The organism is Acinetobacter sp. FDAARGOS_515 (genome assembly GCF_003938865.1).
Lineage (GTDB): Bacteria > Pseudomonadota > Gammaproteobacteria > Pseudomonadales > Moraxellaceae > Acinetobacter > Acinetobacter ursingii.
Genome location: NZ_RKIX01000003.1, coordinates 1,085,609 through 1,109,792, shown reverse-complemented (window position 1 = coordinate 1,109,792; position 24,184 = coordinate 1,085,609). Strand labels below are relative to the sequence as shown.

20 protein-coding genes are annotated in these 24,184 nt (G+C 36.9%); 17 read left to right on the top strand and 3 right to left on the bottom strand.

What is annotated here, in order from left to right; translation table 11 throughout:
* Nucleotides 1-82 precede the first annotated feature (82 nt).
* From tviB to galE, 13 genes are read left to right on the top strand one after another with little or no spacing between them, the layout of a single operon-like run.
* Nucleotides 83-1,360 (top strand): Vi polysaccharide biosynthesis UDP-N-acetylglucosamine C-6 dehydrogenase TviB, encoded by a 1,278-nt coding sequence (gene tviB / locus EGS47_RS06670; RefSeq protein ID WP_125269415.1) that lies wholly within the window; start codon nt 83-85, stop codon nt 1,358-1,360.
* A 1-nt stretch (nt 1,361) separates the two neighbouring features.
* Entirely contained in the window at nt 1,362-2,645 is a 1,284-nt protein-coding gene (locus EGS47_RS06665) for an oligosaccharide flippase family protein (RefSeq protein ID WP_125269414.1), read from the top strand.
* A complete protein-coding gene (locus EGS47_RS06660) occupies nt 2,642-3,580 on the top strand; it encodes a glycosyltransferase family 32 protein (RefSeq protein ID WP_125269413.1) in 939 nt (312 codons plus the stop codon). The genes EGS47_RS06665 and EGS47_RS06660 overlap by 4 nt, the downstream gene beginning before the upstream one ends.
* Nucleotides 3,577-4,536: a glycosyltransferase family 2 protein gene (locus tag EGS47_RS06655; RefSeq protein WP_125269412.1), complete on the top strand. Its 960-nt coding sequence runs from the start codon at nt 3,577-3,579 to the stop codon at nt 4,534-4,536. Before EGS47_RS06660 ends, EGS47_RS06655 begins: the two co-directional genes overlap by 4 nt.
* Before the next feature lies 1 nt (nt 4,537).
* Nucleotides 4,538-5,497, top strand: a complete 960-nt coding sequence (locus tag EGS47_RS06650) for a glycosyltransferase family 2 protein (RefSeq protein ID WP_125269411.1) — start codon at nt 4,538-4,540, stop codon at nt 5,495-5,497.
* Nucleotides 5,498-5,521: 24 nt separating this feature from the next.
* Nucleotides 5,522-6,748 (top strand): EpsG family protein, encoded by a 1,227-nt coding sequence (locus EGS47_RS06645; RefSeq protein ID WP_125269410.1) that lies wholly within the window; start codon nt 5,522-5,524, stop codon nt 6,746-6,748.
* A 16-nt stretch (nt 6,749-6,764) separates the two neighbouring features.
* A complete protein-coding gene (locus tag EGS47_RS06640; RefSeq protein ID WP_227615716.1) occupies nt 6,765-7,595 on the top strand; it encodes a beta-1,6-N-acetylglucosaminyltransferase in 831 nt (276 codons plus the stop codon).
* Nucleotides 7,588-8,427: a glycosyltransferase gene (locus tag EGS47_RS06635; RefSeq protein WP_228267355.1), complete on the top strand. Its 840-nt coding sequence runs from the start codon at nt 7,588-7,590 to the stop codon at nt 8,425-8,427. The genes EGS47_RS06640 and EGS47_RS06635 overlap by 8 nt, the downstream gene beginning before the upstream one ends.
* A 15-nt stretch (nt 8,428-8,442) precedes the next feature.
* Nucleotides 8,443-9,060 (top strand): sugar transferase, encoded by a 618-nt coding sequence (locus EGS47_RS06630; RefSeq protein WP_125269407.1) that lies wholly within the window; start codon nt 8,443-8,445, stop codon nt 9,058-9,060.
* A 32-nt stretch (nt 9,061-9,092) separates the two neighbouring features.
* Nucleotides 9,093-9,968, top strand: coding sequence for a UTP--glucose-1-phosphate uridylyltransferase GalU (galU, locus tag EGS47_RS06625; RefSeq protein WP_125269406.1), 876 nt, complete (start codon nt 9,093-9,095; stop codon nt 9,966-9,968).
* 20 nt (nt 9,969-9,988) lie between these two features.
* Nucleotides 9,989-11,254, top strand: coding sequence for a nucleotide sugar dehydrogenase (locus EGS47_RS06620; RefSeq protein WP_125269405.1), 1,266 nt, complete (start codon nt 9,989-9,991; stop codon nt 11,252-11,254).
* Nucleotides 11,251-12,924 carry a glucose-6-phosphate isomerase gene (gene pgi, locus EGS47_RS06615; RefSeq protein WP_125269404.1) on the top strand — a complete coding sequence of 558 codons (1,674 nt, stop codon included), beginning with the start codon at nt 11,251-11,253 and terminating at the stop codon, nt 12,922-12,924. The genes EGS47_RS06620 and pgi overlap by 4 nt, the downstream gene beginning before the upstream one ends.
* 8 nt (nt 12,925-12,932) lie before the next feature.
* Nucleotides 12,933-13,955: a UDP-glucose 4-epimerase GalE gene (gene galE, locus EGS47_RS06610; protein WP_125269403.1), complete on the top strand. Its 1,023-nt coding sequence runs from the start codon at nt 12,933-12,935 to the stop codon at nt 13,953-13,955.
* 88 nt (nt 13,956-14,043) lie between these two features.
* On the opposite strand, the gene EGS47_RS06605 is transcribed toward galE, so the two are convergent.
* The gene (locus EGS47_RS06605) at nt 14,044-15,486 is read right to left on the bottom strand and encodes a capsule assembly Wzi family protein (protein WP_049175357.1); all 1,443 of its coding nucleotides are present in this window, start codon (nt 15,484-15,486) and stop codon (nt 14,044-14,046) included.
* A 260-nt stretch (nt 15,487-15,746) separates the two neighbouring features.
* Between EGS47_RS06605 and EGS47_RS06600 the strand changes: the two genes are divergently transcribed.
* Nucleotides 15,747-17,588: an LTA synthase family protein gene (locus EGS47_RS06600; RefSeq protein ID WP_125269402.1), complete on the top strand. Its 1,842-nt coding sequence runs from the start codon at nt 15,747-15,749 to the stop codon at nt 17,586-17,588.
* Between the two features lie 26 nt (nt 17,589-17,614).
* Here the strand turns inward: EGS47_RS06600 and EGS47_RS06595 are convergent, their stop codons facing one another.
* Nucleotides 17,615-18,982 carry a phosphomannomutase CpsG gene (locus EGS47_RS06595; protein WP_125269401.1) on the bottom strand — a complete coding sequence of 456 codons (1,368 nt, stop codon included), beginning with the start codon at nt 18,980-18,982 and terminating at the stop codon, nt 17,615-17,617.
* Nucleotides 18,983-19,198: 216 nt separating this feature from the next.
* A complete protein-coding gene (locus EGS47_RS06590) occupies nt 19,199-20,098 on the bottom strand; it encodes a LysR family transcriptional regulator (protein WP_125269400.1) in 900 nt (299 codons plus the stop codon).
* Between the two features lie 469 nt (nt 20,099-20,567).
* Here EGS47_RS06590 and lldP point away from each other — a divergent pair, with 469 nt between their 5' ends.
* The 3 genes from lldP to lldD are packed head-to-tail and all read left to right on the top strand — an operon-like array spanning nt 20,568 to nt 24,169.
* The gene (gene lldP / locus EGS47_RS06585) at nt 20,568-22,229 is read left to right on the top strand and encodes an L-lactate permease (protein ID WP_171455436.1); all 1,662 of its coding nucleotides are present in this window, start codon (nt 20,568-20,570) and stop codon (nt 22,227-22,229) included.
* A 36-nt stretch (nt 22,230-22,265) separates the two neighbouring features.
* Nucleotides 22,266-23,018, top strand: a complete 753-nt coding sequence (gene lldR / locus EGS47_RS06580; RefSeq protein WP_125269398.1) for a transcriptional regulator LldR — start codon at nt 22,266-22,268, stop codon at nt 23,016-23,018.
* Nucleotides 23,015-24,169, top strand: a complete 1,155-nt coding sequence (gene lldD / locus EGS47_RS06575; RefSeq protein WP_125269397.1) for an FMN-dependent L-lactate dehydrogenase LldD — start codon at nt 23,015-23,017, stop codon at nt 24,167-24,169. Before lldR ends, lldD begins: the two co-directional genes overlap by 4 nt.
* Nucleotides 24,170-24,184: the final 15 nt, after the last annotated feature.

Here is a 24,184-nt window from a genome sequence, read left to right as displayed (position 1 = left end):
ATCTGCTATATTTTGTAGCATGTAAAGGTATACTTTCGTAACACGCTCCCATACAAAACGATTTATCAATATCAGGTTTCTTATGTTTCAGCTTGAACAACTCAGCATTGCAATTGTTGGACTAGGTTATGTCGGATTGCCGCTAGCCGTTGAATTTGGCAAGCAAAAACCAACCATTGGTTTTGATATTAATCAGCACCGTATTACGGAACTACTTTCTGGTCATGACCATACCTTGGAAACATCGGCAGAAGAACTAGAACAAGCGCTTAATTTGAGTTATACCAGCGATTACAATACATTAAAAGCATCTAATTTTTTTATTGTTACTGTACCCACCCCGATTGATGATTTTAAACAACCTGATTTAACCCCGTTGATTAAGTCTTCTGAAACTATTGGTCAAGTCCTAAAAAAAGGCGATGTTGTGGTCTATGAATCCACCGTTTATCCTGGTGCGACCGAAGAAGTATGTATTCCAGTTTTAGAAAAAGTGTCGGGGTTAAAGTTTAATCAAGATTTTTTTGTAGGTTATAGTCCTGAGCGAATCAATCCTGGTGATAAACAGCGTCGGGTCACCAATATTTTAAAAATAACATCAGGTTCAACCCCCGAAGTTGCAGATTATATTGATCAAGTCTACCAATTGGTTATCGAAGCAGGCACGTATAAAGCGCCTAATATTAAAGTCGCTGAAGCAGCCAAAGTCATTGAAAATACCCAGCGTGATGTGAATATTGCATTGATTAATGAACTTGCCTTGATTTTTAATAAGCTAGGTATTGATACCGAAGAAGTGCTGAAAGCCGCGGGGACGAAATGGAACTTTTTACCCTTTCGTCCAGGCTTAGTGGGAGGACATTGTATCGGTGTCGATCCTTACTACCTGACTCATAAAGCACAATCGATTGGTTTGCATCCTGAAATTATCCTTGCGGCTCGTCGTTTGAATGATCGCATGGGTGAATACGTCGCGACACAGCTCATTAAGGAAATGGTGAAGCAGCGTATACAAGTGGTTGGGTCAAAAATTTTAATTATGGGCTTAAGTTTTAAAGAGAATTGTCCTGATATTCGTAATACCAAAATTGTCGATATGGTTAAAGCGCTCAAAGAGTATGATCTGGATCTGGATATTTATGATCCGTGGGTCGATGATGCAGAAGTGCAACATGAATATGGTCTAGCGCCTATTAAACAATTGCAGCAAGGTCAGTATGATGCCATCGTGCTTGCAGTTGCCCATGAGCAATTTAAAAGTATGACAGTTGATCAATTTACACAATTAGGTAAAGCACAACATGTTTTATATGATTTAAAATATGTTTTAGATAAGAATAATACTAACTTACGCCTTTAATATGAATTTTTTGAAATTAAAAGATAAAGTTTTTATTAATTCAATATGGATAATGTTTGAAAAAATATTAGCTTTATTTGGTTTGATTTTTATTACATCGTTTTTGGCAAAATATATTGGGCCAGAAAATTTTGGAAAACTAAGTTTCGCAACAACTTTGTTTGCAATGGTTCAAACTATATCAATATGGGGGACGGATGTTGTTTGCTCTAAAAGAATTAGTCAAAAACATGATTCCGGGCTGAGCCTTTTACTTTCAATTTCAGTTCTTAGAGGTATTATATTCTTCCTAACTAGTATTCCACTTTTACTATATATGTGGTTTGAAGTGGATTCATTAAGTTTTATTTTTGCAATAGCGGTTGGAGCTGCCACTTATATTACTATTCAGGATATATACATATTATATAATGATGTTACTTTAAAAGCGATCTACAATGTTTTTGCGAATATTATTGGTTTGTTAGTGAGTTTGGGGCTTAGATTTGTAATAGCGTACTATGAGTTGGACCCCGTGTATTTGGTTTTACCCATAATTCTTATTGCTTTAATACCTTTCTTTATAAGAAGAGCAATTTTTATTAAAAAAACATCATTTAAGATTAAAAAATTAAGTTATAGGCACAAAATTAATTATTCTAAATATGTTTTTATTTCTGGTTTTAGTTTGGTTTTATCAGCAGTTGCTATCACTATTTATGTAAATATTTCACAGTTCTTGCTTGGAATAATGGTTTCGAAAACGAGTCTAGGTGTTTTTGCTGTGGCGGTTACATTGGGTGGGGCTTGGAGTTTTGTTAATTTAGCTTTTTTGACATCTTTTACGCCTAGGTTGTATCAATCAAAAAATGAAATTGAGGCATCGGAAAATACAACAATAATTATTAAAATTATGTTGTTATTTAGTCTTCTATACATTGTCTTTTTTTATTTTTTTGGTAAATTTTTTATAAATAAACTATATGGAAGTGCATATATTAGTGCATTTGAAATTTCATTAATTCTTATTATGGCTACAATATTTTCTAATTTTGGTCAAGTTTATGCAAGATATATGTTTTTATTTAATGGCTTTAAATATTTAATGTATAAAACTTTCTTCTTGATGGTGTTTGGTGTGATTTTGGCCTATATTTTAATCAGTAAGTATCAAATTTTTGGAGCTGCTTATACAATTTTAATTGTGGAATTTTTATCATTGACATTGTTTAATTATTTTTTTAGAAACTTTGATGTGTTAAAGGCACAGGCTACTTTATTTGGTTTTGTAAGGAAAGAAAAATGATTGCAGAATTAAAGAAAAAATTAAAACTTTTGAGATATTATTTTTTTAGAAGAAATAATTTGGATCTTATTCCATATGTGGAAAATGAATTTGATACTATTGATATTAAAAATAACAATCAGTTAGGTTTTGTTCCTAAGACAATCTGGATGTATTGGGATGATGGTCTACCAACATCTTATTTAAAAAATATAATAAATAAAATAAAAGAGCTAAATCTAGATTATGATTTAATAGTTATTAATAGAAATACGCTTAAAGATTTTTTGCCTAATTTGATTTTTGATGCTGTTGATTTACCTTTGGCTAATAAAGCAGATGTTATTCGTTTAGAGTTATTATATAAATATGGCGGCATATGGATTGATGCTAGCACTATTTTTTATTCTGATCTTACATGGTTACACGATTTAATCGATCAAAATCAAATGACTTGTTATGATTGCATTGGTTTTTATAGAGATGTTTCTACTGTTGATAAAGAAAATCCTATTATTGAAAATTGGTTCTTATGTGCACCTAAAGAAAATAAGTTTATAAAACTTTGGTTAGATGAGTTGCGATCTTTAAAAGATATTGGAGTAGATGAGTATTTCAAAAAAATATGTTTACGTTCGGATTACGATATAATTAAACAAAAAATAACTACACCATCATACTTATTAGCATACTTAGCAGAACAGATAGCTATGCGGAAAGAAAAATTTAATTTTTATCTGCATAAATGTGAGAACGATGCTTTTTTTTATCAAGAACAATTTAATTGGTCAGATGATAAAATGACAACTTTTTTAACTCAAATTCCAAAGCCAGAAAGTGTCCCACCTGTGATTAAGCTTACAAATTATGACCGAGTGTATCTAGGAGATTTAATTAAATGGGGAAAAGTAAATAAAGATAGTATAATAGGGCAGTTTTTGGAGAATAAGAATTGAAAAAAGTTCTTTCTATTATTATTCCTGTATATGGTGTAGAGCGATATATTGAAGAATGTATGCGAAGTATAGCGTGCCAAATTTTACAAGAAGTTGAGGTAATTATTGTAAATGATGGTACTCAGGATAGATCGATAGAAATAGCAAAAGAAGTAGTGAGTGAGCTTTCTTCTGAACTTCAAAATTGTTTTATTTTTCTTAATCAGGAAAATCAGGGGCAGAGTGTTGCAAGAAACTATGGGATATTAAATTCTACAGGAGAGTTTATAGGTTTTATTGATCCAGATGATATAATTTATAAAGATTATTTTACTATAATTCTTAAGGAAATAGAGAGGGCTGAGTCAATAGATGTAATTCATATAAATGCGTATGAAATATCAAGTAATTCAAGTCGGCTTAGAGAACTGAAAATTTGCAATAATGATGATTTTTACGATCTTACTGATAATAAGTTGGTTGAAATTATAGAGATGGATTTTTGGCAACCTTGGTTTAGAATATTCAATGTGAAATTAAAAAATGATTTAATTTTTACACCTAATATTTTACTTGAAGATAAATTTCTCTTTGCATATTTATATAAAGAAAAAATTAAAAAAATACGAAATATTAATAATAATTTGGTTGGGTATCGTGTTCATAGCTTTAGTTCACTAGGAAATAAAGATAATTTAAAGAAAATTATGTCTAGTGCAAAAGAAGGCGCAGAAAAATATGCACATTTAAATTGTTTGTCAATGAGGTTGGTTTTTTTGAGTTATTTAAACTTATATATAAGTTTAAACTCAAATAGTCGGATTTTGGGAATGAAACAGAATAGTAATGATATTCGAAAGCTTTCTATGATTGCATTGAAGAGCAATGATTTATCCTTTTGGAAAAGGGTGAAATTTAGGTTTCCTACTATATATGCATTTTTTAGATATATGGTTAGAAAATTAATAAGGGTATGAAATGTTATTTTCTTTAATTATTCCAATATATAATGTTGAGAAATATATAATAGAATGTTTGAGTTCTATTAGTATTCAATTATCTAATCAAGATGTAGAAATTTTATTGATTGATGATGGTTCACCAGATAATTCAGTAACCTTAATTAATGATTATCTTGAAATTTTGCCAGAAAATATAAAACATAAATTCAGATTGATTCGTCAACAAAATAAGGGTTTAAGTGGAGCTAGAAATACTGGTATTGATGCTGCTTTAGGAAGGTATATTGGTTTTTTAGATTCTGATGATAAGTTATATGAACGGTATTTTGATTGTTTATTAGATGTCATTATTTCGCAAGATGTTGATATAATTGAGTTTGAGGCTACTCGTTTCGATGATAATTCAAATATTTTTTATATATGGAAGCCTGCTGTAGAATCGGGGTTTTACCTAATTAATGATTTAATTTTAAATAAGGTTGCAACTCAATCTGCTTGGTATGCTTGGAAAAGGATATATAAAAGAGAGCTCTTTAAGGATATTAAGTACCCGATTGGAAAGAATTTTGAAGATATTTACACAACCCCCTATTTGTATCTAGCCGCAAATACTATGTTTTTTATTAATGAAATTTTAATTAATTATAGATATAATGCTAATAGTATTACAAATGTGATATCTGATAAAAATTTAAAGGATATGAAAGATGCTATATTAGGGCTGTCAATGACCATTGATGATCATCCTTACTATATGGGTTCTTTGGTTTCATCTGCAAGAATGTATGTGCAAATGCTCATTACAAGCAAAGGATTTTTCTACGCAAGGGTTGAGTGGAAACAATTGCGAATCCAGTTAAAATTCTCTGAAAGAAGATATATAGTGAAGCAGTATGTGAAATCTAGAAAACATCTTGCCTTTTATTATGGTGGTATAATTGTGGCTTGGCTTGTAATCCTTAAAGCTAAAATTTAAATTTGGATTTTTAGAATTTTAAATATGAAAAAACATAATGTACTTAATCTTAGTCTATCATTTATAAACCCTGTTTTAGGTGGATTATTTTCTTTAAAGGATTTATTGATTGGTCGAGATGCATCCTTAACTTTTTCTTTTTGTATCGCTTTGATTAGTGTTTATCTACCAGTAATGTGGGACACATCAGTCAACTTTTTTTCTGCCTATTATGGAACTTATAGTGGTGGTTTGAATGATTGGTTAAATCCTTATGTGTCAATTCCATCTTATTTTATGTTTCATTATGGAATTGATTTTTATTTTTTTATTTTTTTGTATGTTTTTTTTATTAGCTATGTTTGGACGAAAGTTGTTTTTTACTCGACTCTAGAATTGGATGTAAAATATAAGTTTTTTATAATATTTTCTGTTTTATTTTTTTCTTTCACTTATTATGATTTTTTACTGCTAACTAGGTCAATGCTAGCAACATCTGTTTTTTTCTATTACATTTTTTTTGTTAAGAATAAATCATTATTGAAAGGATTTATTTTTTTTGCACTTTCTATATATATACATTTTTTTATTTTTTTGTTTTTAATTTTATTCTTGTTATCTAAGTTTGATATAAATGTTAAAATTATCAAGGTATTACTGCTTTTTTCATTAGTTGTAGGTTTTTTTCTCCCCCAAATTATACATTTATTTTCTGGCTTAATTACAGGTATTCCATTAGTTGGTAATAGCATTTACTATTATATTTTTAGTGATACTTATGGTGTGCAGAGTTTTAGCTTAGGCGAGTTGATAAAGAGACTGTTTGTATTGTTTTTTGTATTCATAACTAGCTTTTTTGCTTCTAGTTACGCTAAAGAAAATTCTCGGTTATTGGTTTATCTTGGTTGTTTTTGCTTAATTTTTTCTGGTTTTTTTACATTTTTTGAGCGAACTTTTTTAGCGTTTAGTTTCTTATGCCCTTGTATATTTGCTTTTCAAGTTCCTAAAAATGTTAAATATTTAATCTCATTTATGATTTTTGTTCGTGGTTCTATGAGCTACATTCCTTTATTATTTTTTGCTTATTTTGTTTCAGTAAATGGTATTGATAATGTTATTCCTGATAAAGGTTTGAGAAACAAAATTGCAGCAAAACCACTATATTATTCTACACCTTTGCTTTTAGATATTCACAATAATGGGTACTCTGATTTTGTTTTATTGAATCATTCGGTTGCTAAGGTAGCTCCTATTACTGAATTAAATGACTAGTTGAGTCTTAAGCATTATGAAGATTGCAATATTAGTACTTGCCCATAAACCAATTTACTATTACGAGCAGCTTGCCTTAGAAAACAGCGACTTACTTTTTTTTATTCACTTTGATAAAAAATGCAATTATCCAGAAACTCACCTTAAAAATATGATTTATATAGATAAGGAATATCGAGTTGATGTTAAATGGGGTGGGTTTTCTCAAGTTCAAGCTATGCTGAATATTTTTCAGTATGCTCTAAGTTATAGTGAAGAAATTGAGTATTTCCATCTTATAAGCGGTGAAGAAGTTTTATTATTGTCAAATAATCAAGTATTTGAAAAACTTTCTTGGGATACTTCTGAAATTTTCATAGAACTAATTAATTCAAAGCCGCATCGATATCGTGTTAGATTTCCTGCTATACATGTTGAGACAAAATGGCAAAGGAAACCTTTAGGCAAAGTCGTTACTTTAATGTTAAAAATTCTGGATAAAATTTTTCCTACATCTAAACAAATTTGGTTTGGTAGTAACTGGTTTTCAATCAAACGGAATGAATTATTGACGCTAATAAATCATATTTCTCAGGAGGATTTAACTTTTTTTCGTAAAAGACTAAACCCAGATGAACATTTTTTTCAATATTTGATTATTAAAGCTAAATTACAGAAACAAGTTAGTGAATTGGGGAATAAAAGATCTATCATATTTGATAAAAACTATAATAATGGGAATAATCCTATTTATTTGAATTTAGATCAACTTGTTAATATTTCTAATGAACATCAATATTTATTTGCGCGTAAAGTTCATATTAAAGAGCAGTTGGAGTTTTTTGAAAAGGTAAATGCAAGTGTCTGATTTAAATTATTTCTCTGTGCTTATTTCACTTTATTATAAAGAAGATCCTTTGTTTTTAGATCAATGCTTTGAAAGTATTTGGAATGATCAAACGATTAAACCCTCAGAAATTATTCTTGTTTTGGATGGTCCGCTTGGAAACCTACTACAACAGAGAGTAGTATTTTGGGAAAATATGATTGGTAAAAAATTAAAAGTGATTCTCTTACCTCAAAATATGGGGTTGGCAAGAGCATTAAATGAAGGTTTAAAACATTGTTCAAATGATTGGGTATTTCGTATGGATACAGATGATATTTGTATGCCTAATCGTTTTGAAAAGCAGCTTGCTTTTATTAAGCAAAACCCTGAGGTTGTGTTATTTGGTGGTCAGGTGATTGAATTTAATAAAAAAATATCAGATTCTGATGTGCTTAAAGCTGTTCCAATTGATTTTGATGAAATCAAAAAATTTGCACAAAAGCGTTGTCCATTTAATCACATGGCTGTTGTTTATAAAAAGTCTGTCATTGAAAAATTAGGTGGCTATCAACACCATTTGTATATGGAAGACTATAACCTATGGCTACGTGTCATTGGTGCAGGTTATAAAGTTGGAAATTTAACTGATATTATTGTCTATGCACGAGTGGGTAATGGTATGCATGCCCGTCGTAAAGGTTACCAATACATTAAAAGTGAAAAACAGTTACGAGATTTAAAAAAACAACTAAAACTACAATCCCCCATTCATGCTAATATGTTGTTCCTAGTGAGATCTTTATTTAGATTATTACCTGCAAGTATGCTCGGTAAAATTTATAATTTGTTCCTTCGTAAAAGGACTAAATAATAGAGTTATAGTGTAATGAAAAGACTGATTGATATTTTTATCTCATTGATAGCATTAGTAATTTTGTCGCCGATATTCTTCATGGTCATGTACAAAGTTCGGAAAAATCTTGGTTCCCCAATCTTCTTTTATCAAGAGCGACCAGGTAAAGATGGTAAACTTTTCAAGATGATTAAGTTTCGGTCTATGAAAGATGCTTTTGACAAAGAAGGCAATGCCTTGCCTGATGAAAAGCGTATAACTCCTTTTGGGCAAAAATTACGTTCAACTTCGCTGGATGAAATGCCACAACTCATCAATGTTCTTAAGGGTGATATGAGTGTTGTTGGTCCGCGTCCTATGTTGAAAGAATTCGTTGAATTGTATTCACCTGAACAAGCCAGACGTTTAGAAGTTCGCCCTGGTATGACAGGCCTTGCCCAAGTAAGTGGTCGCAATGAACTGGATTATGAAGAGCGTTTTAAATGTGATGTATGGTATGTCGATCATCATAATGTTTGGGTTGACTTTAAAATCATGTTTAAAACCGTTGAAGTCATGACCAAGCGTGAGGGGATTAATGCACCAGGGCATGTCGGACCTTCATTATTTAAAGGCAACGATTCCCAAGAGCAAGAAGAATTTAAATCTTAAATTTGTATTTAAACAGTAAGTAATATTTTCAAATGATCAAAAAAGCAATTTTACCAGTAGCAGGCTTGGGTACTCGTTTTCTTCCTGCTAGCAAATCAATTCCAAAAGAAATGGTCACTGTAGTGGATCGCCCTGCTATTGAATATGTGGTGCGTGAAGCAGTTGCTGCTGGCATAGATCAGATTATTCTAGTCACACATTCTTCTAAAGCTTCGATTGAAAATTATTTTGATCGTAACTTTGAGCTCGAAGCCACTTTAGAGCAAAAAAAGAAATTTGATCTGCTCAAAGAGATTACAGATATTGTTCCTGCACATGTGAGTGTGGTGAGTGTGCGTCAGCCGCAACCTTTAGGTCTGGGTCATGCAGTACTTTGTGCAAAAGGTATCGTTGGAACTGATGATTTCGCTGTGTTATTGCCAGATGTGCTGGTGAAAGCCAAATCTGAGCAAAATGATTTAGCACGTATGATTCAGCGTTTTGATGAAAGTCATGTCGCGCAAATTATGGTAGAAGCAGTGCCCGATGATTTGGTGGATCAATATGGGATTGTGGATGTTGCAACAATTCCCGAAGAAGGCCAAAGCCAAATCATGCAGGGTATTGTAGAAAAACCTGCGGTGGGTGCTGCACCATCAAATCTTTCAGTGGTCGGTCGTTATGTTTTACCTGCCAAGATTATGCAATTGTTAGAGCAAACACCTAAAGGTGCGGGGAATGAAATCCAGTTGACTGATGCGATTGCCATGTTACAAGAGTCAGAACAAGTTGAAGCCTATCGGATGCAGGGACAGACTTTTGACTGTGGTAGTAAATTGGGCTATTTAAAAGCGATTTTACATTATGGGATTGAACATCTTCAACTAGGTCATGATTTTAAAAATTTAATTCGTGAGCTTAATCTCTAAATAAAAGTTAGGTATAAAGAATGAAAATTGCAATATTAGGGACTACGTTACAGGCTGGTGTATTGGCAGCGTTGTTAGCTGAATATGGCAATCAAGTGTATTGGTGCTATCAACATTCGCATCTATCCACAACATCCATAAATATTCAATATCAGGATGAAGAGGTGAATCGTCGTTTAGCAAAACAGCGTGAAAATAAGAGTTTGTTTCAAAGTGCATTTGCTGACATTCCACTTGATATAGAGGCTTATCTGTTTTGCTATAGTCCCGAAGAATCAGCCCTTGCCCTGAATACGCTGAAGCAACTTGCGTTAAGACCGATTATTCACCCGCGTTTGATGGTGAATGGCTCAACTTTTGGTTTGCATGGAACGGATAAGCTGAAAGCAATTTTACCGAATGATGACTGGGTGTATTTTCCTGACGTCATTCAGGAAGGTAATGCGATTAATAGTGTTCTGAATGCCAAACACGTCATTATTGGAGCAGAGGCAGAAGCTGCCAAATTGATGATGGAAGAACTCCTTCGCCCATTTTTTCGCTATCAAAATCAATATTTGTTTATGCCTATTTTGGATGCTGAATTTACTAAATTGAGTATTTCAGGCATGTTGGCGACGCGAATTAGCTATATGAATGATTTGGCTCTCGTGGCTGAAAAGCTAGGCATTGATATTGCCAATGTAAGGCAAGGAATGGGCGCGGATACCCGTATTGGTTCAGCCTATTTATCCGCGGGTGCAGGTTTTGGGGGGGAGAATTTCTCGCATGATATTTTGACGCTATCAAGTGAAGTTTCTAAGAGTGGCGCGAAAAGTCGATTGCTACAACAGGTCTGGGAAATTAACGAGCAACAAAAAGAAATTCTATTTCGTAAGCTCTGGAATTATTACCATTCAGATTTAAAAGGCAAAACCATTGCCATCTGGGGTGCAGCATTTAAAGAAAATACATCAAGTATTCATAATTCTCCGATTCATGCAATGTTAGCCGCATTGTGGGCACAAGGTGCTAAGGTGCAACTGCATGATCCACAGGCTTTACAAGAAATTTATAAAATGTATGGTGAGCGAGATGACTTGATTTTGAGTCTGGACGCTTATGACGTAGTGCAAAATGCAGATGCACTTTGTGTGATTACCGCATGGAAACAATATTACAGTCCTGATTATAAAAAACTACAGCAAACAATGCATCATCCGCTTATTCTGGATGGACGTAATCTTTATGATCCTGATTTTGTAAAAGCTCAAGGTTTCGCCTATGAAGGTGTTGGTCGGCTATGAATGAAAATATTGAAAAATTTCCAAAGCAAAATAAACAATCAGCAGTAATACAACTTCAATCTCTTGCTGAGAAGATGCAAGACATGCATCTGAATCAATTATTTGAACAACAAAATGATCGATTTGAGCAGTTTTCATTGGGTTGCGATGATTTGACTTTCGATTATAGTAAGCATCGAGTCAATCAGGACATAATACAGTCTTTAGTGGCATGGGCTGAAGCTAAAGATTTGAAGGAATGGATTAAGCAATTATTTTCACAAGAGCTGATTAATTATACTGAGCAACGCGCTGCCATGCACTGGGCATTGCGATTACCTAAAAATACGGTGCAGTTTTCTGAACTGTCAATGCAAGTCAATGAACAACTGGATCGGATGTTTCGATTGGTTGAAAAAATCCATGCTGGACAATATCGTGGCGTAACAGGCGAAGTGATTCAAGATGTGGTGAATATTGGCGTCGGTGGTTCTGATTTAGGTCCATTGATGGTGACACATGCTTTGTCTGATTTTAAAGTGCCAACAGCAAAACCATTGGACGTACATTTCGTATCGACGATGGATGGTAGCCAGCTCTCTGACTTATTACATCAGTTACGCCCAGAAACGACGCTATTTATTATTTCATCTAAGTCTTTTGGAACGATTGATACGCTATCTAATGCTGAAACGGCGCGTTTATGGCTGGAAAAGGCACTAGGTGATCGTCATTGTGTATTAAAAAGCCATTTTATTGGGGTGTCGACCAAACCTGAAAAAATGACTGAGTGGGGCATTCATTCTGACAATCAGCTATTACTATGGGATTGGGTCGGTGGTCGATATTCCTTATGGTCATGCATTGGTTTACCGATTGCACTAAAAATTGGGGTCAAGGCTTTTGAAGAACTGTTAGCAGGGGCTAATCTGATCGATCAACATTTCCGTCAAGCTGCTTTTCATGAAAATGTACCGGTGATAATGGCTTTGTTAGGTGCATGGAATACCAATTATCTCAACATGCAAACCCATGCTGTCTTACCTTATGATGGTCGTTTAAAATACTTTGCGTCTTATCTGCAACAGTTGGAAATGGAATCCAATGGTAAGTCGGTTCAACGTAACAATGAAAAAGTTGAGTCCAGCACCTGTCCGATCGTTTGGGGCGAAGTGGGGCCAAATGCACAGCATGCTTTTTATCAACTCCTGCATCAAGGGACGCATGCGGTGAGTTGTGATTTTATTGCACCAATCCAGCGTTACAATGCCAATCACTTTACCTACGTAGAAAATGCAGAAGCATTGATTGAACAACATCATTTGGCTTTATCCAACTGTTTGGCACAGTCTCGACTTTTAGCTTTTGGTAATCAAGCTTTAGATCAAGATGAAGTGGAAACCTTGCCTGTTTATAAACAATATGCAGGTAATCAGCCGAGCTCAACTTTTTTAATGAATGAGTTGAATCCAAAAACTTTAGGCATGTTAATTGCGCTATACGAGCACAAAGTTTTTGTACAATCCGTATTATGGAATATTAATCCCTTTGATCAATGGGGCGTGGAAAAAGGCAAGCAAATCGCCAATCAAATTCTACCGATTTTAAATGGTCAGCAACATGAGACAGCACATCTGGATGCCTCAACACAAGGTTTGATTAAATTGCTGCTTGGAAATAACAAGGATTAACACAGATTATGGCGAATATTTTAGTAACAGGTGGTGCGGGTTATATTGGCTCACATACCTGTGTGGAATTGTTAAATGCTGGACACCAAGTTCTGGTATTCGATAACTTATCTAATAGCTCTGTAGAGTCTCTGAATCGAGTTCAGGAGTTGACTGGAAAAGCCCTCACTTTTGTTGAAGGTGACATTCGCAATGCTGAACAACTTGATCAAGTGTTTGCGCTGCATAAAATTGATGCCGTAATTCATTTTGCGGGTTTAAAGGCAGTCGGTGAAAGTCAGCAACAGCCCCTAATTTATTTTGATAATAATATTGCGGGAAGTATTAACCTTGTAAATGCCATGCAACGTGCAGAAGTCTTTAAACTGGTATTTAGCTCGTCTGCAACGGTTTATGATGAAGCCAATATCTCACCGCTAAATGAAGATATGCCAACGGGAATGCCATCGAACAATTATGGCTATACCAAACTGATTGTTGAACAGTTACTACAAAAATTATCGATTGCCGATGAGCGATGGTCTATTGCTTTATTACGCTATTTTAATCCAGTCGGTGCGCATCAAAGTGGACGTATTGGTGAAGACCCTCAAGGTGTTCCAAATAACTTAATGCCTTATGTGACTCAGGTGGCGGTCGGTCGTCGTGAAAAATTAGCCATTTTTGGCAATGACTACGATACCGTAGATGGAACAGGCGTGCGTGATTATATTCATGTGGTGGATTTGGCCAATGCGCATTTATGTGCCTTGAATAATCGTTTGCAAAATATTGGCTGCCGTGCATGGAATATTGGAACAGGCAATGGTTCATCGGTATTACAAGTCAAAAATACCTTCGAGCAGGTCAATGGTGTGCCTGTTGCGTTTGAGTTTGCGCCACGACGTGCAGGAGATGTCGCCACGTCTTATGCCAATAACCAACGTGCAATGAATGAATTAGGCTGGACTGCAAACTACACGCTAGAAGATATGCTCAAAGACAGTTGGCATTGGCAAAAACAAAATCCGAATGGTTATCGCCAAGATTAATGGGATAATCTGTCATGAACATAAATAAAGTAGTTATTACGCTACTTTATTTATGCGGGTTTTAGCTTGAAAAAGCTAGATGAATTTCTTAGAAACCAAAAGTTTTAAGATCTAATGGAAATTCAATACCCACAGATGCGCCAGTATCATTGCCATGAACATCTGAATCACTGACCCAAGCATTTATTTTTAATGGAATATCTGGTTTTATATAATGCGACCATGTGACATCTAAAGCTTTAATTTCATCTTTTTCAGGAAATGCTTGATTGATGTCTAAATTAGATTGGTTCACTTTAGCAAATAATACACGTCCACTGATTCGATTCATAACATCAACACGAATATCACCACCGACGGACACCATTTGACCATCACCCCCCATTGCATGAGCGAGAGGATAGCCATGCTGATAATAGCCATCGGTATAAATATAATGATTATATGAAATGCCTTTGACATCACCGTTGGTACGCGTATCTGCCCATTCTAAATAAAGTTGATACGGCATATTCTTATAAATAGATGAATAATCCATGCCCGCTAAATACATTTTTTTAGATGGCAATTTGCCCGCTTCATCTTCACCGACATATTGGCCATAAATACCAATAGGGATATTAACTAATTGTTGTAGATTTAAACGGCCGTCAAATCCGGCAATCTGATTTGAACGATCATCATCTCCATCATAAACGTTATCATTGCCTTTGATAGCATTCCACAAAGAGTCCCAACTTTCAGAGCGTCCTTTTCCACCCCATTGTAGGGTTCGAGAGGCTCCTAATTCCAGATAAGGTAAGGGCTGAGCTGTAACACGTAAACCTAATAATTTTGCATCAGGAATTGCTTTATAGTCATCTAACTGACCTGCAAATACCTGATACTGCCATGGACCAATCCAGGAGAGCCATTTTGTTTCAAAAGCATTTTGTTCAGCACGTTGCATGGTGACACCATACACGGGACGACTCGCATCTCCTCGAATCAGACTGCCGTCATGCCCTGGTCCCCACCATGTTGGAATCTGACCAGCGACTACCCACTGATTCCAGAGCTTTCCAGCAAGATAAGAACCTTCGACATTCACATCATGACCATTATCAATCAGTGGATCTTTTTCGGCATTAACACGGATTTTAGCATCCCAGTTTTCACCGCCCGCATTAAACTCGAGTGCAGCTTGGTATTGTGATTTTTGCTTATCACCAAATGCCTGAGGAATATTTTTCTGATCAGTTTCTGCAAATAAGCCTACTTTAACGGGATGATTATCTGCTTTTAAAGCAGCTCGAACTGAGTTAATCACTTTTTCCTGTGTGGTATTGGAAATATTGGCTTGAGAAAGCGCCCGCTCAATTTCATCACCACTTAAAGGCCAGGTTGAAGTGCTAATTTGAATAACGCCTTGCTGATTCAACCAGTTCAAATCTGTTCTTAAATTTTGATCGTTTAGTACAAGCCCTTGTGCGAATATGGAAGATGAGCTTGTGGCCAATATTGCCATTAAAAGTGATTTTCTCGAAAACATTTGTCTGTCTTTCTCAAGTTTATTTCTCTGCCACACCTTAAGTTTTTTATCAAAAGTTTGCAATCTTTAAACGTAACATTTACGTAGCATACATATTAACGGCTAAAAAATGGTTTAGAAACGTAAGAGTTTTCTATAAGCCAGAAGAAGCGTTTCTATGCAAATGAATCGCTCAAGCGCTGATAAAATGTGGGGTTATAGGAGCTCATCTCGAATATATGCTAAAATAAAGCTTTGTTGTATTTCTCCCAGATCTGCCTATGTCGTTTTTACGCCAGCAATTGCTGTTTATTGGCGTTGCTTTTTTATCTGCATGTATTGGTGTCTACATTGGCTGGGGCGATGCATTTACACTTAAAAAGTTTTATTTATATATTGGCTATAACAAAGTTCTATTCGCCGTTTTATTTAATTACGCCATTATTCAGCTTTTCTTTATCGCCACTGGCCGTCAATATACGGCGTTGATTTTAAGTCAAATTTTTGTGATGTTTCTGAATTTTATTAATCAGAAAAAACAACAATATTTATTCAGCAATCTCAGTCCTGAAGATGTGTTTTTATTACCAGAGGCGATGAAAGCTTCTCCATGGTCATTACAACTGATTTTTTTCATTTTAATTGCACTGTTCCTCGTGGTATTGGTGATTGCAATCAGAAAAGAAGAAAAAACAACGATACATAGTTATGTTCCGAACACGATTATTTTCTTTTTTATCAGTAGCAGTTTGATATATCTCAATTTCATTATGAATCCGACAGGGGCTTGTCAGCGTGAAGATCGTCCCGCCATTTGTAATCAACTCGCAGATTTTCCCAATACACGAAATGACTGGGTTGGAGATTATCGTAAAATTCAAAACTATGGTTTTAGTACATTTTATATTTCTAAAATACTCGATCAGGTAACAGATCGATTATTGCCCCGTGCACAAGTGTCCGAGCAGGCGATACAGGATATTTTGCATCAAAATCCAGAGGTTAAGGGTACTTTGGCTGATGATGCAATAAAACCCAATATCGTGATTATTATGCAAGAATCCTTTTGGGATCCGCGACATCTGGATCAGACTTTAGGGCGTAATTTATTGCCTTTTTTTCAGAAAAATCAAATCTCGCAATTGATTTCTCCTTCATTTGGCGGTGGGACAGCCAATGTTGAATTTGAGGTATTGACCAGCTTAAACACGGCATTTTTTCCCAATGAATTATTGTATGTGTCTAAAGTGAAACGTCCGATTTATGCGTTACCTTTTTATCTAGATGGTTTGGGGTATCAAACCATTGCCATGCACAATAATTATGGCTACTACTATAATCGTAATAAGATCTATCCTGCTTTAGGCTTTCAACAATTTATTTCTCTAGAGAATATGGTTTCGCAGGAAAAACGACCTCAGATATTTAACACAGGCGGGTGGGCGACTGATGTGCTGATTTACGAAAATATTAAGAAAGCGTTACAGCAAGGGAATCAGCCCAAGTTTATCTATGCGATTACGGTTGAAAATCATCCAATGTATAATGATGATCGTTATGGTAAACAACAATTTAAGTTCAGCAAAACGCTTTCAGAGCTCAACCAACGAAAACTTAGTACGTATACGGCTGGCGTTGCACGAGCAGATCAGAAATTATCAGAATTGACGGCGTATTTGAAAACCTTAAAACAACCCACAATTTTGCTGGTTTTTGGCGATCATTTGCCAAATTTGCAGGGCGTTTATGATGAATATGATTATTTTAAAAATGATCCAGAACGCACGGCATTAAAGAACTATCAAACGCCTTTGGCGATCTGGAGTAATTTTCCAATTCAGAAAAAAGTGTTACAGCAGGAGTCTGTTCCAAGCAGTTTCGTGGCCCCCAAATTGCTACAGGTCGCAGGATTGCCGCTTTCTCCATATTATCATTTTATGCGGCGCTTATCGGGTTGTTATGCGGTGATCCACCCTAAATTTTTGATGCCTGCTTCTGAGTGTAAGCATGATGCCAAGCAACTTTTAGAGCAGTATAAAAATATCAATCAGGATACTTTATCGGGTGAAAACTATCTTTATGGTTTAAGTCTAACGCCAGACAAAACGGCTGAGATTGAGTAATCTCAGCCGCATTTTAATTTGATTATTTAAGCCTGAATGAGTGCTGTTAACTCATCGACATAATCTTGCATTGGGCGAGCCTGTTCACCGCGACTCTCGATATTCAAACGCAGTAAAGGTTCGGTATTGGAAGCACGCACATTAAAACGCCAAATGCCAAAATCCAGACTGACGCCATCGGTACGGTCGATTTGTGGATGTTGCGCTGCATAATGATCAAATAGCTTCTGAATGGTGATTTGCGTATCTGCCACTTTGAAGTTAATTTCACCACTACATGGAAACTTCAAAATCATATTCTCAACCAAGGTTGAAAGCGATTGACCTGTTTCAGACAGTAGTGCAATAGTCAGTAACCATGGAATCATGCCACTATCACAATAAGCAAAGTCACGGAAATAATGGTGTGCACTCATTTCACCGCCATACACGGCATTGTGTTCGCGCATCACATCTTTAATAAAAGCATGTCCAGATTTGGACTGTACCGCTTCACCCTGATATTTTTCCACAATATCTAAAGTGTTCCAGACCAAGCGTGGATCGTGTACGATTTTTTCACCCGATTGTTTGATCAAAAAGGCTTGAGCTAACAGACCGACGATATAATAGCCTTCAATAAATTGACCTTTTTCATCGAATAGAAAACAACGATCGAAATCGCCATCCCAGGCAATTCCCATATCTGCATGATGTTCAATTACGGCATCGCGAGTGCTATCACGGTTTTCAAACAAAAGTGGGTTAGGAATGCCATTTGGAAAAGTGCCATCTGCTTGATGATGAATTTTAATAAATTCAACAGGTACATTCAGACTTTTAAACTTTTCTTCAATCGCATCAATCACGTGCCCCGCCGCACCGTTGCCTGCATTGACCACCAGTTTTAATGGTTTGATTTTTGCTGGATCAATATAGCCCATCAGATGATCGACAAACTCAGGCAGAATATTGTAGTGACTTGTGGTTCCTGTAACCGCGACCTCTGTAAATTGACCAGATTCTGCCAAAGCTTGAATCTCTTTTAAACCTGTATCAGCACTAATCGGGCGCGCATTTTCACGTACCAGTTTCATGCCATTATAGTCCATCGGGTTATGGCTCGCCGTAACCTCAATACCGCCTTGTACATCCAGATGGAAGGCAGCAAAGTAAACTTCTTCGGTACCCGTCATTCCTAAATCCAGTACATTCACGCCTGCATCATTTAAACCGCGAATAGTGGCTTGTTTTAAGCCTTCACTGCTTAAACGAATGTCGCAACCAATCACAATCGTTTTAGGTTGATAGATTTGCCCATATGCGCGGCCAATCTTATAAGCAATATCTTCATTCAGTTCAGTTCCGAGTTTGCCTCGGATATCATAGGCTTTAAAGCAAGTTAGTGTCGTCATTTCTAGAATAGTTAGCGTTAAAAATTTGTGAAATGATTATACAGAAGTTTGGTTAAAATCCGAGTTGCAAATCAGAATGCTTACATGATTCAACAGTATTGAATTGAACCTCTTTTCAATTAGACTTTTTTTATCAACCCATTTTATTTCTTCCTAAGGGAGAAAAATAAAGAGGATTTAAACAATGATGAAAAAAGTTGATTTAAAACAGGGATATCAGGACATATTTTTAAAAATTTCATAGCAGGATTTACGAAACCATTGATGGCTGGTTTTATGATGACAACACATATGCCAGTGTTGTTTGATGCTATACGTTGGAAAATCGACAGGCGCATCCAGAATTTGTAAATTATCACGTGATAACAGTACTTTACTTAAATAATAAGGTACCGTCGCAATCGCATCGGTTTCCTGTACCATCAAGCCGACGCCAAGATAGCTCGGTAGGCGAATCAAAATATCACGCTTCACACCACTGTTTTGTAACGCATTTTCAATCTGGTAATGTCCCACACCTGTATCAATATCGATATGCAGTTCGCGCATATAATCTTCAAGGGTAAAGTTCTGCGCGTTAATACGTGGATGATCTTTACGTGAAATCACCACATAGCGCTGTGAAAATAGTTTTTGTTGATAAAAGCCATCTTCAAGTTGTGGTAAAAACCCAATTGCCATATCAATCTCACCATTGGCCATCTGGTAACTGGTTTCCAGACTGATCGGACGGACATTGATGCGAATTTGCGGCGCACTTTGTGCCAAAAAATTGGAAATTTTGGGTAAAAGTACCAGATGTGATACATCGGTCATGGCAAGTGTAAGTATCATGTCAGATTTTGACGGTTCAAAATGCAGACTAAAATTATTAATGCTCTCGACTTTATTGATCACTTCACTGACCAGTGGAAAAATCTGTTTGGCCAGTTCGGTTGGAATCATTTCATTTCCGACCCGTAAAAATAGCGGGTCATCAAAATGTTGGCGAATTTTAACCAAGCCATTACTAATCGTGGGCTGACTTACGCCAATCGCATCTGCTGCCATCGAAACACTTTTGGATTTATAAATATGATAAAAAATATTCAGTAAACGGCTGTCTAAATCGAACACCTATTTTTTCCTTTTCCCAAACAGATGAATTGACATCTTCTGTCAAGAATCTACCGATCTTAATGATTCGTCAATCCTTGTATAGATGGACTGATCTAAAAGCAGAACTGACGCTAATGAAAGTCTGGTTTATACGAAATTTGACTCAAAATTAAAACAGCGTTTTATGCCAAACACTATTTTTTGAAATCCGAGAATGATCAAGGTGGATTCTTGAGCTGAAACTTTAGTCGTATAGGTCAATCATACGATGCCCGCTAAACACCAGATTTTATCATGTTTTATTATTGGTAATACCAATAATGTTTTTAAGTTGCTCTTGAAATGCTGATTTAGACTATTTATGATGCATTTGTTTATAAATCCCTCCAATGGTTTGTTTTTTAATTTAAATTGGTAATACCAATTTTAACATAAATACTGAATCGTGATGATTCATCAAACAAATATCTGGCAGCATTTCAAGGAGATGACAATGCTCAATGTTTGGCAGCAAGTTTATGATCCACTGGCGAATATCTGGCTTTCTAGTCTGATTGCCTTGATTCCAATTATCTTTTTCTTTTTAGCGTTGGCTGTATTTCATTTAAAGGGCAGTATCGCGGCGACTTTAACCGTGATGATTGCATTGGCTATTGCGTTGTTCTTTTATCAAATGCCTGCGGCAATGGCCTTTGCTTCGCTCATTTACGGTTTTTTTTACGGCTTATGGCCGATTGCATGGATTATTCTGGGCGCGGTATTCCTATATAAAATTTCGGTGAAAACAGGTCAGTTTGACATTATTCGTTCCAGTATTTTGTCCATTACTGAAGATCAACGTCTACAAATGCTGTTGGTAGGCTTTGCTTTTGGTACGTTTCTGGAAGGGGCTGCGGGTTTTGGTGCACCCGTGGCGATTACTGCTGCTTTACTGATGGGGCTGGGTTTTAAACCTTTATATGCTGCGGGTCTATGTCTGATTGTGAATACGGCGCCTGTTGCCTTTGGTGCGATGGGGATTCCGATTATTGTGGCTGGGCAGGTCTCCGGGGTGGATACCATGGAAATCAGCCAGATGGTGGGTCGTCAGTTACCATTTTTGGTCATCATCGTATTGTTCTGGATCATGGCAATTATGGATGGCTGGCGTGGTGTCAAAGAAACTTGGCCTGCGGTGTTGGTCGGTGGTGGTTCTTTTGCCATTGCTCAATACCTGACTTCAAACTTTATTGGGCCAGAATTGCCTGATATTACAGCGGCAATTGCCTCATTGGTCAGCTTAACTTTATTGTTTAAAGTCTGGCAGCCAAAACATATTTTCCGTTTTGCCGAAGCAGAAAAGCTAGATCAACAAACGGCATCTACTACTCAATATTCGTTTGCACAAATTGCCAAAGCATGGTCGCCGTTTGCGATTTTGACGGCGATGGTGACGTTGTGGAGTATTAAACCGTTTAAAGATTTATTTGTTAAAGGCGGTGCACTCGAACACTGGATTTTTAAAATCGAAGTGCCGGGTTTGCATCGTCTGGTGGAAAAAATGCCCCCGATTGTGGCTGAACATACGCCTTATGATGCGATTTATAAATTTGACTGGTTTTCAGCCACGGGGACTGCGATTTTTATTGCAGCAGTGATGAGCGTCATTTTCTTAAAAATGAGTGCCAAACAGGCAGTTTGCACCTTTGCTGAAACCTTAAATGAACTAAAAGTTCCGATTTATTCGATTGGGATGGTCTTGGCCTTTGCGTTTATCGCCAACTATTCGGGTCTATCCGCAACTTTAGCCTTGGCATTGTCACATACCGGTCATGCCTTTACCTTCTTCTCACCATTTTTGGGTTGGTTGGGCGTGTTTCTGACGGGATCAGATACCTCATCCAATGCATTATTTTCTGCGTTACAGGCGACTACGGCACAACAAATTGGCATTCCAGAAGTGTTATTGGTCGCAGCCAATACCAGTGGTGGGGTCACTGGGAAAATGATTTCACCGCAATCGATTGCCATTGCCTGTGCCGCAGTGGGTTTAGTGGGTAAAGAATCAGACTTGTTCCGTTTTACGGTAAAACATAGCATCATATTTACCATCTTTGTGGGGATTATTGTGACGGTACAGGCGTATATCGTGCCGTGGATGATTCCCTAATTCGGTTTTGATTGAGGCTAAATTGAAGGAAAAATAATGCGAGTTTCTGATCAGGTGGTACAAAAGTTACAGGCGCTGATTGAGCAGCAGAATCTCAAGCAAGGAGATCGTTTGCCTGCCGAGCGTCAACTGGCGACCAGTTTGGGGATCTCGCGTCCATCACTACGTGAAGCGATTCAGCAATTGATTAGTCTGGGAATTTTATCCAGTCGCCGTGGCGATGGCACGTATATTCAACAATTCCCTGAAACATGGTCGCAGCAGTTGATTGTTGAACCGATTAGCCATTTGATGCAGGACGATCCACATTATCGTTTTGATGTACAGGAATCGCGTTTAGTCCTTGAAGGCGGAACAGCTTGGTATGCTGCTTTGCGTTCAACCGACGCTGATCGCGCCAAGATCCATCAGTATTTTGATGAAATAGCACGGCATCAGGCACATGGGGATTCCGCAGCAGCGGCAGTTGCTGATGCCAATTTTCATCTGGCGATTGCCGAAGCATCGCATAATGTGGTGCTGATTCAAATGATGCGCAGTTTATTTGATTTATTGCAATACAACGTCTTTTTAGGGCGTAAAAAAGTCTATGAACATCCGATTAGTGCCGATCTACTCAGTGATCAGCATTTTCAGGTGATGGATGCCATTGACCGTAAAGACGCTCAGGCAGCACGAGATGCAGTGTGTGGCCATATTGAATTTGTCATCGATCATGTACGTTCTCTGGATGAAGACGAAGCTCGCCAGAAACGTGCTACACGTTTACATAGGATTGATCCAACATGATTATTTCTTCTTCAAATGATTATCGTGAAGCGGCGCGTCGTCGTTTGCCACCTTTTTTATTTCATTACATCGATGGCGGGGCATACGCAGAATACACATTGAAACGTAATGTTGAAGATTTATCGCAAATTGCATTAAGACAACGTGTGTTGAACGATATGTCCAGTTTGAGTCTGGAAACCAAACTTTTTAATGAAACCCTGTCGATGCCTGTGGCATTGTCTCCTGTGGGTTTAACAGGCATGTATGCACGTCGGGGTGAAGTACAGGCCGCAGTCGCCGCAGATAAAAAGGGGATTCCATTTACCTTATCGACTGTTTCTGTGTGTCCGATTGAAGAAGTTACGCCTGCCATTAAGCGTCCGATGTGGTTTCAGCTCTATGTGTTACGTGACCGTGGTTTTATGCGCAATGCACTGGAACGTGCCAAAGCAGCGGGTTGTTCGACCTTGGTATTCACGGTAGATATGCCAGTACCGGGCGCACGCTATCGCGATGCACATTCAGGCATGAGTGGCCCCAATGCAGCGATGCGCCGTTATTTGCAAGCGGTAACGCATCCACAATGGGCATGGGATGTCGGTTTGTTAGGACGTCCACATGATCTGGGCAATATTTCCAAATATTTAGGTAAGCCGACTGGGCTAGAAGATTATATCGGTTGGTTGGGTTCTAATTTCGATCCATCCATTTCTTGGAAAGATCTGGAATGGATTCGTGAATTTTGGGATGGCCCGATGGTCATCAAAGGCATCTTAGACCCAGAAGATGCCAAAGATGCGGTACGTTTTGGCGCCGATGGGATTGTGGTGTCCAATCATGGTGGGCGTCAGCTCGATGGGGTGATGTCCTCAGCTCGTGCATTACCTGCCATTGCCGATGCAGTTAAAGGTGATTTGACCATTCTGGCCGATTCGGGTATTCGCAATGGTCTGGATGTGGTGCGCATGTTAGCTTTGGGCGCAGATAGTGTGATGTTGGGTCGAGCCTTTATTTATGCACTTGCTGCGGCAGGTGGACAGGGCGTGAGTCATCTGCTGGATCTCATTGATAAAGAAATGCGTGTTGCCATGACCTTAACAGGCGCAAAAAGTATTGCTGATATTAATGCGGATTGTTTGGTACGCGTCAATAAATTGATTCAAGCTTAAGTTGCTGCAAGGAGA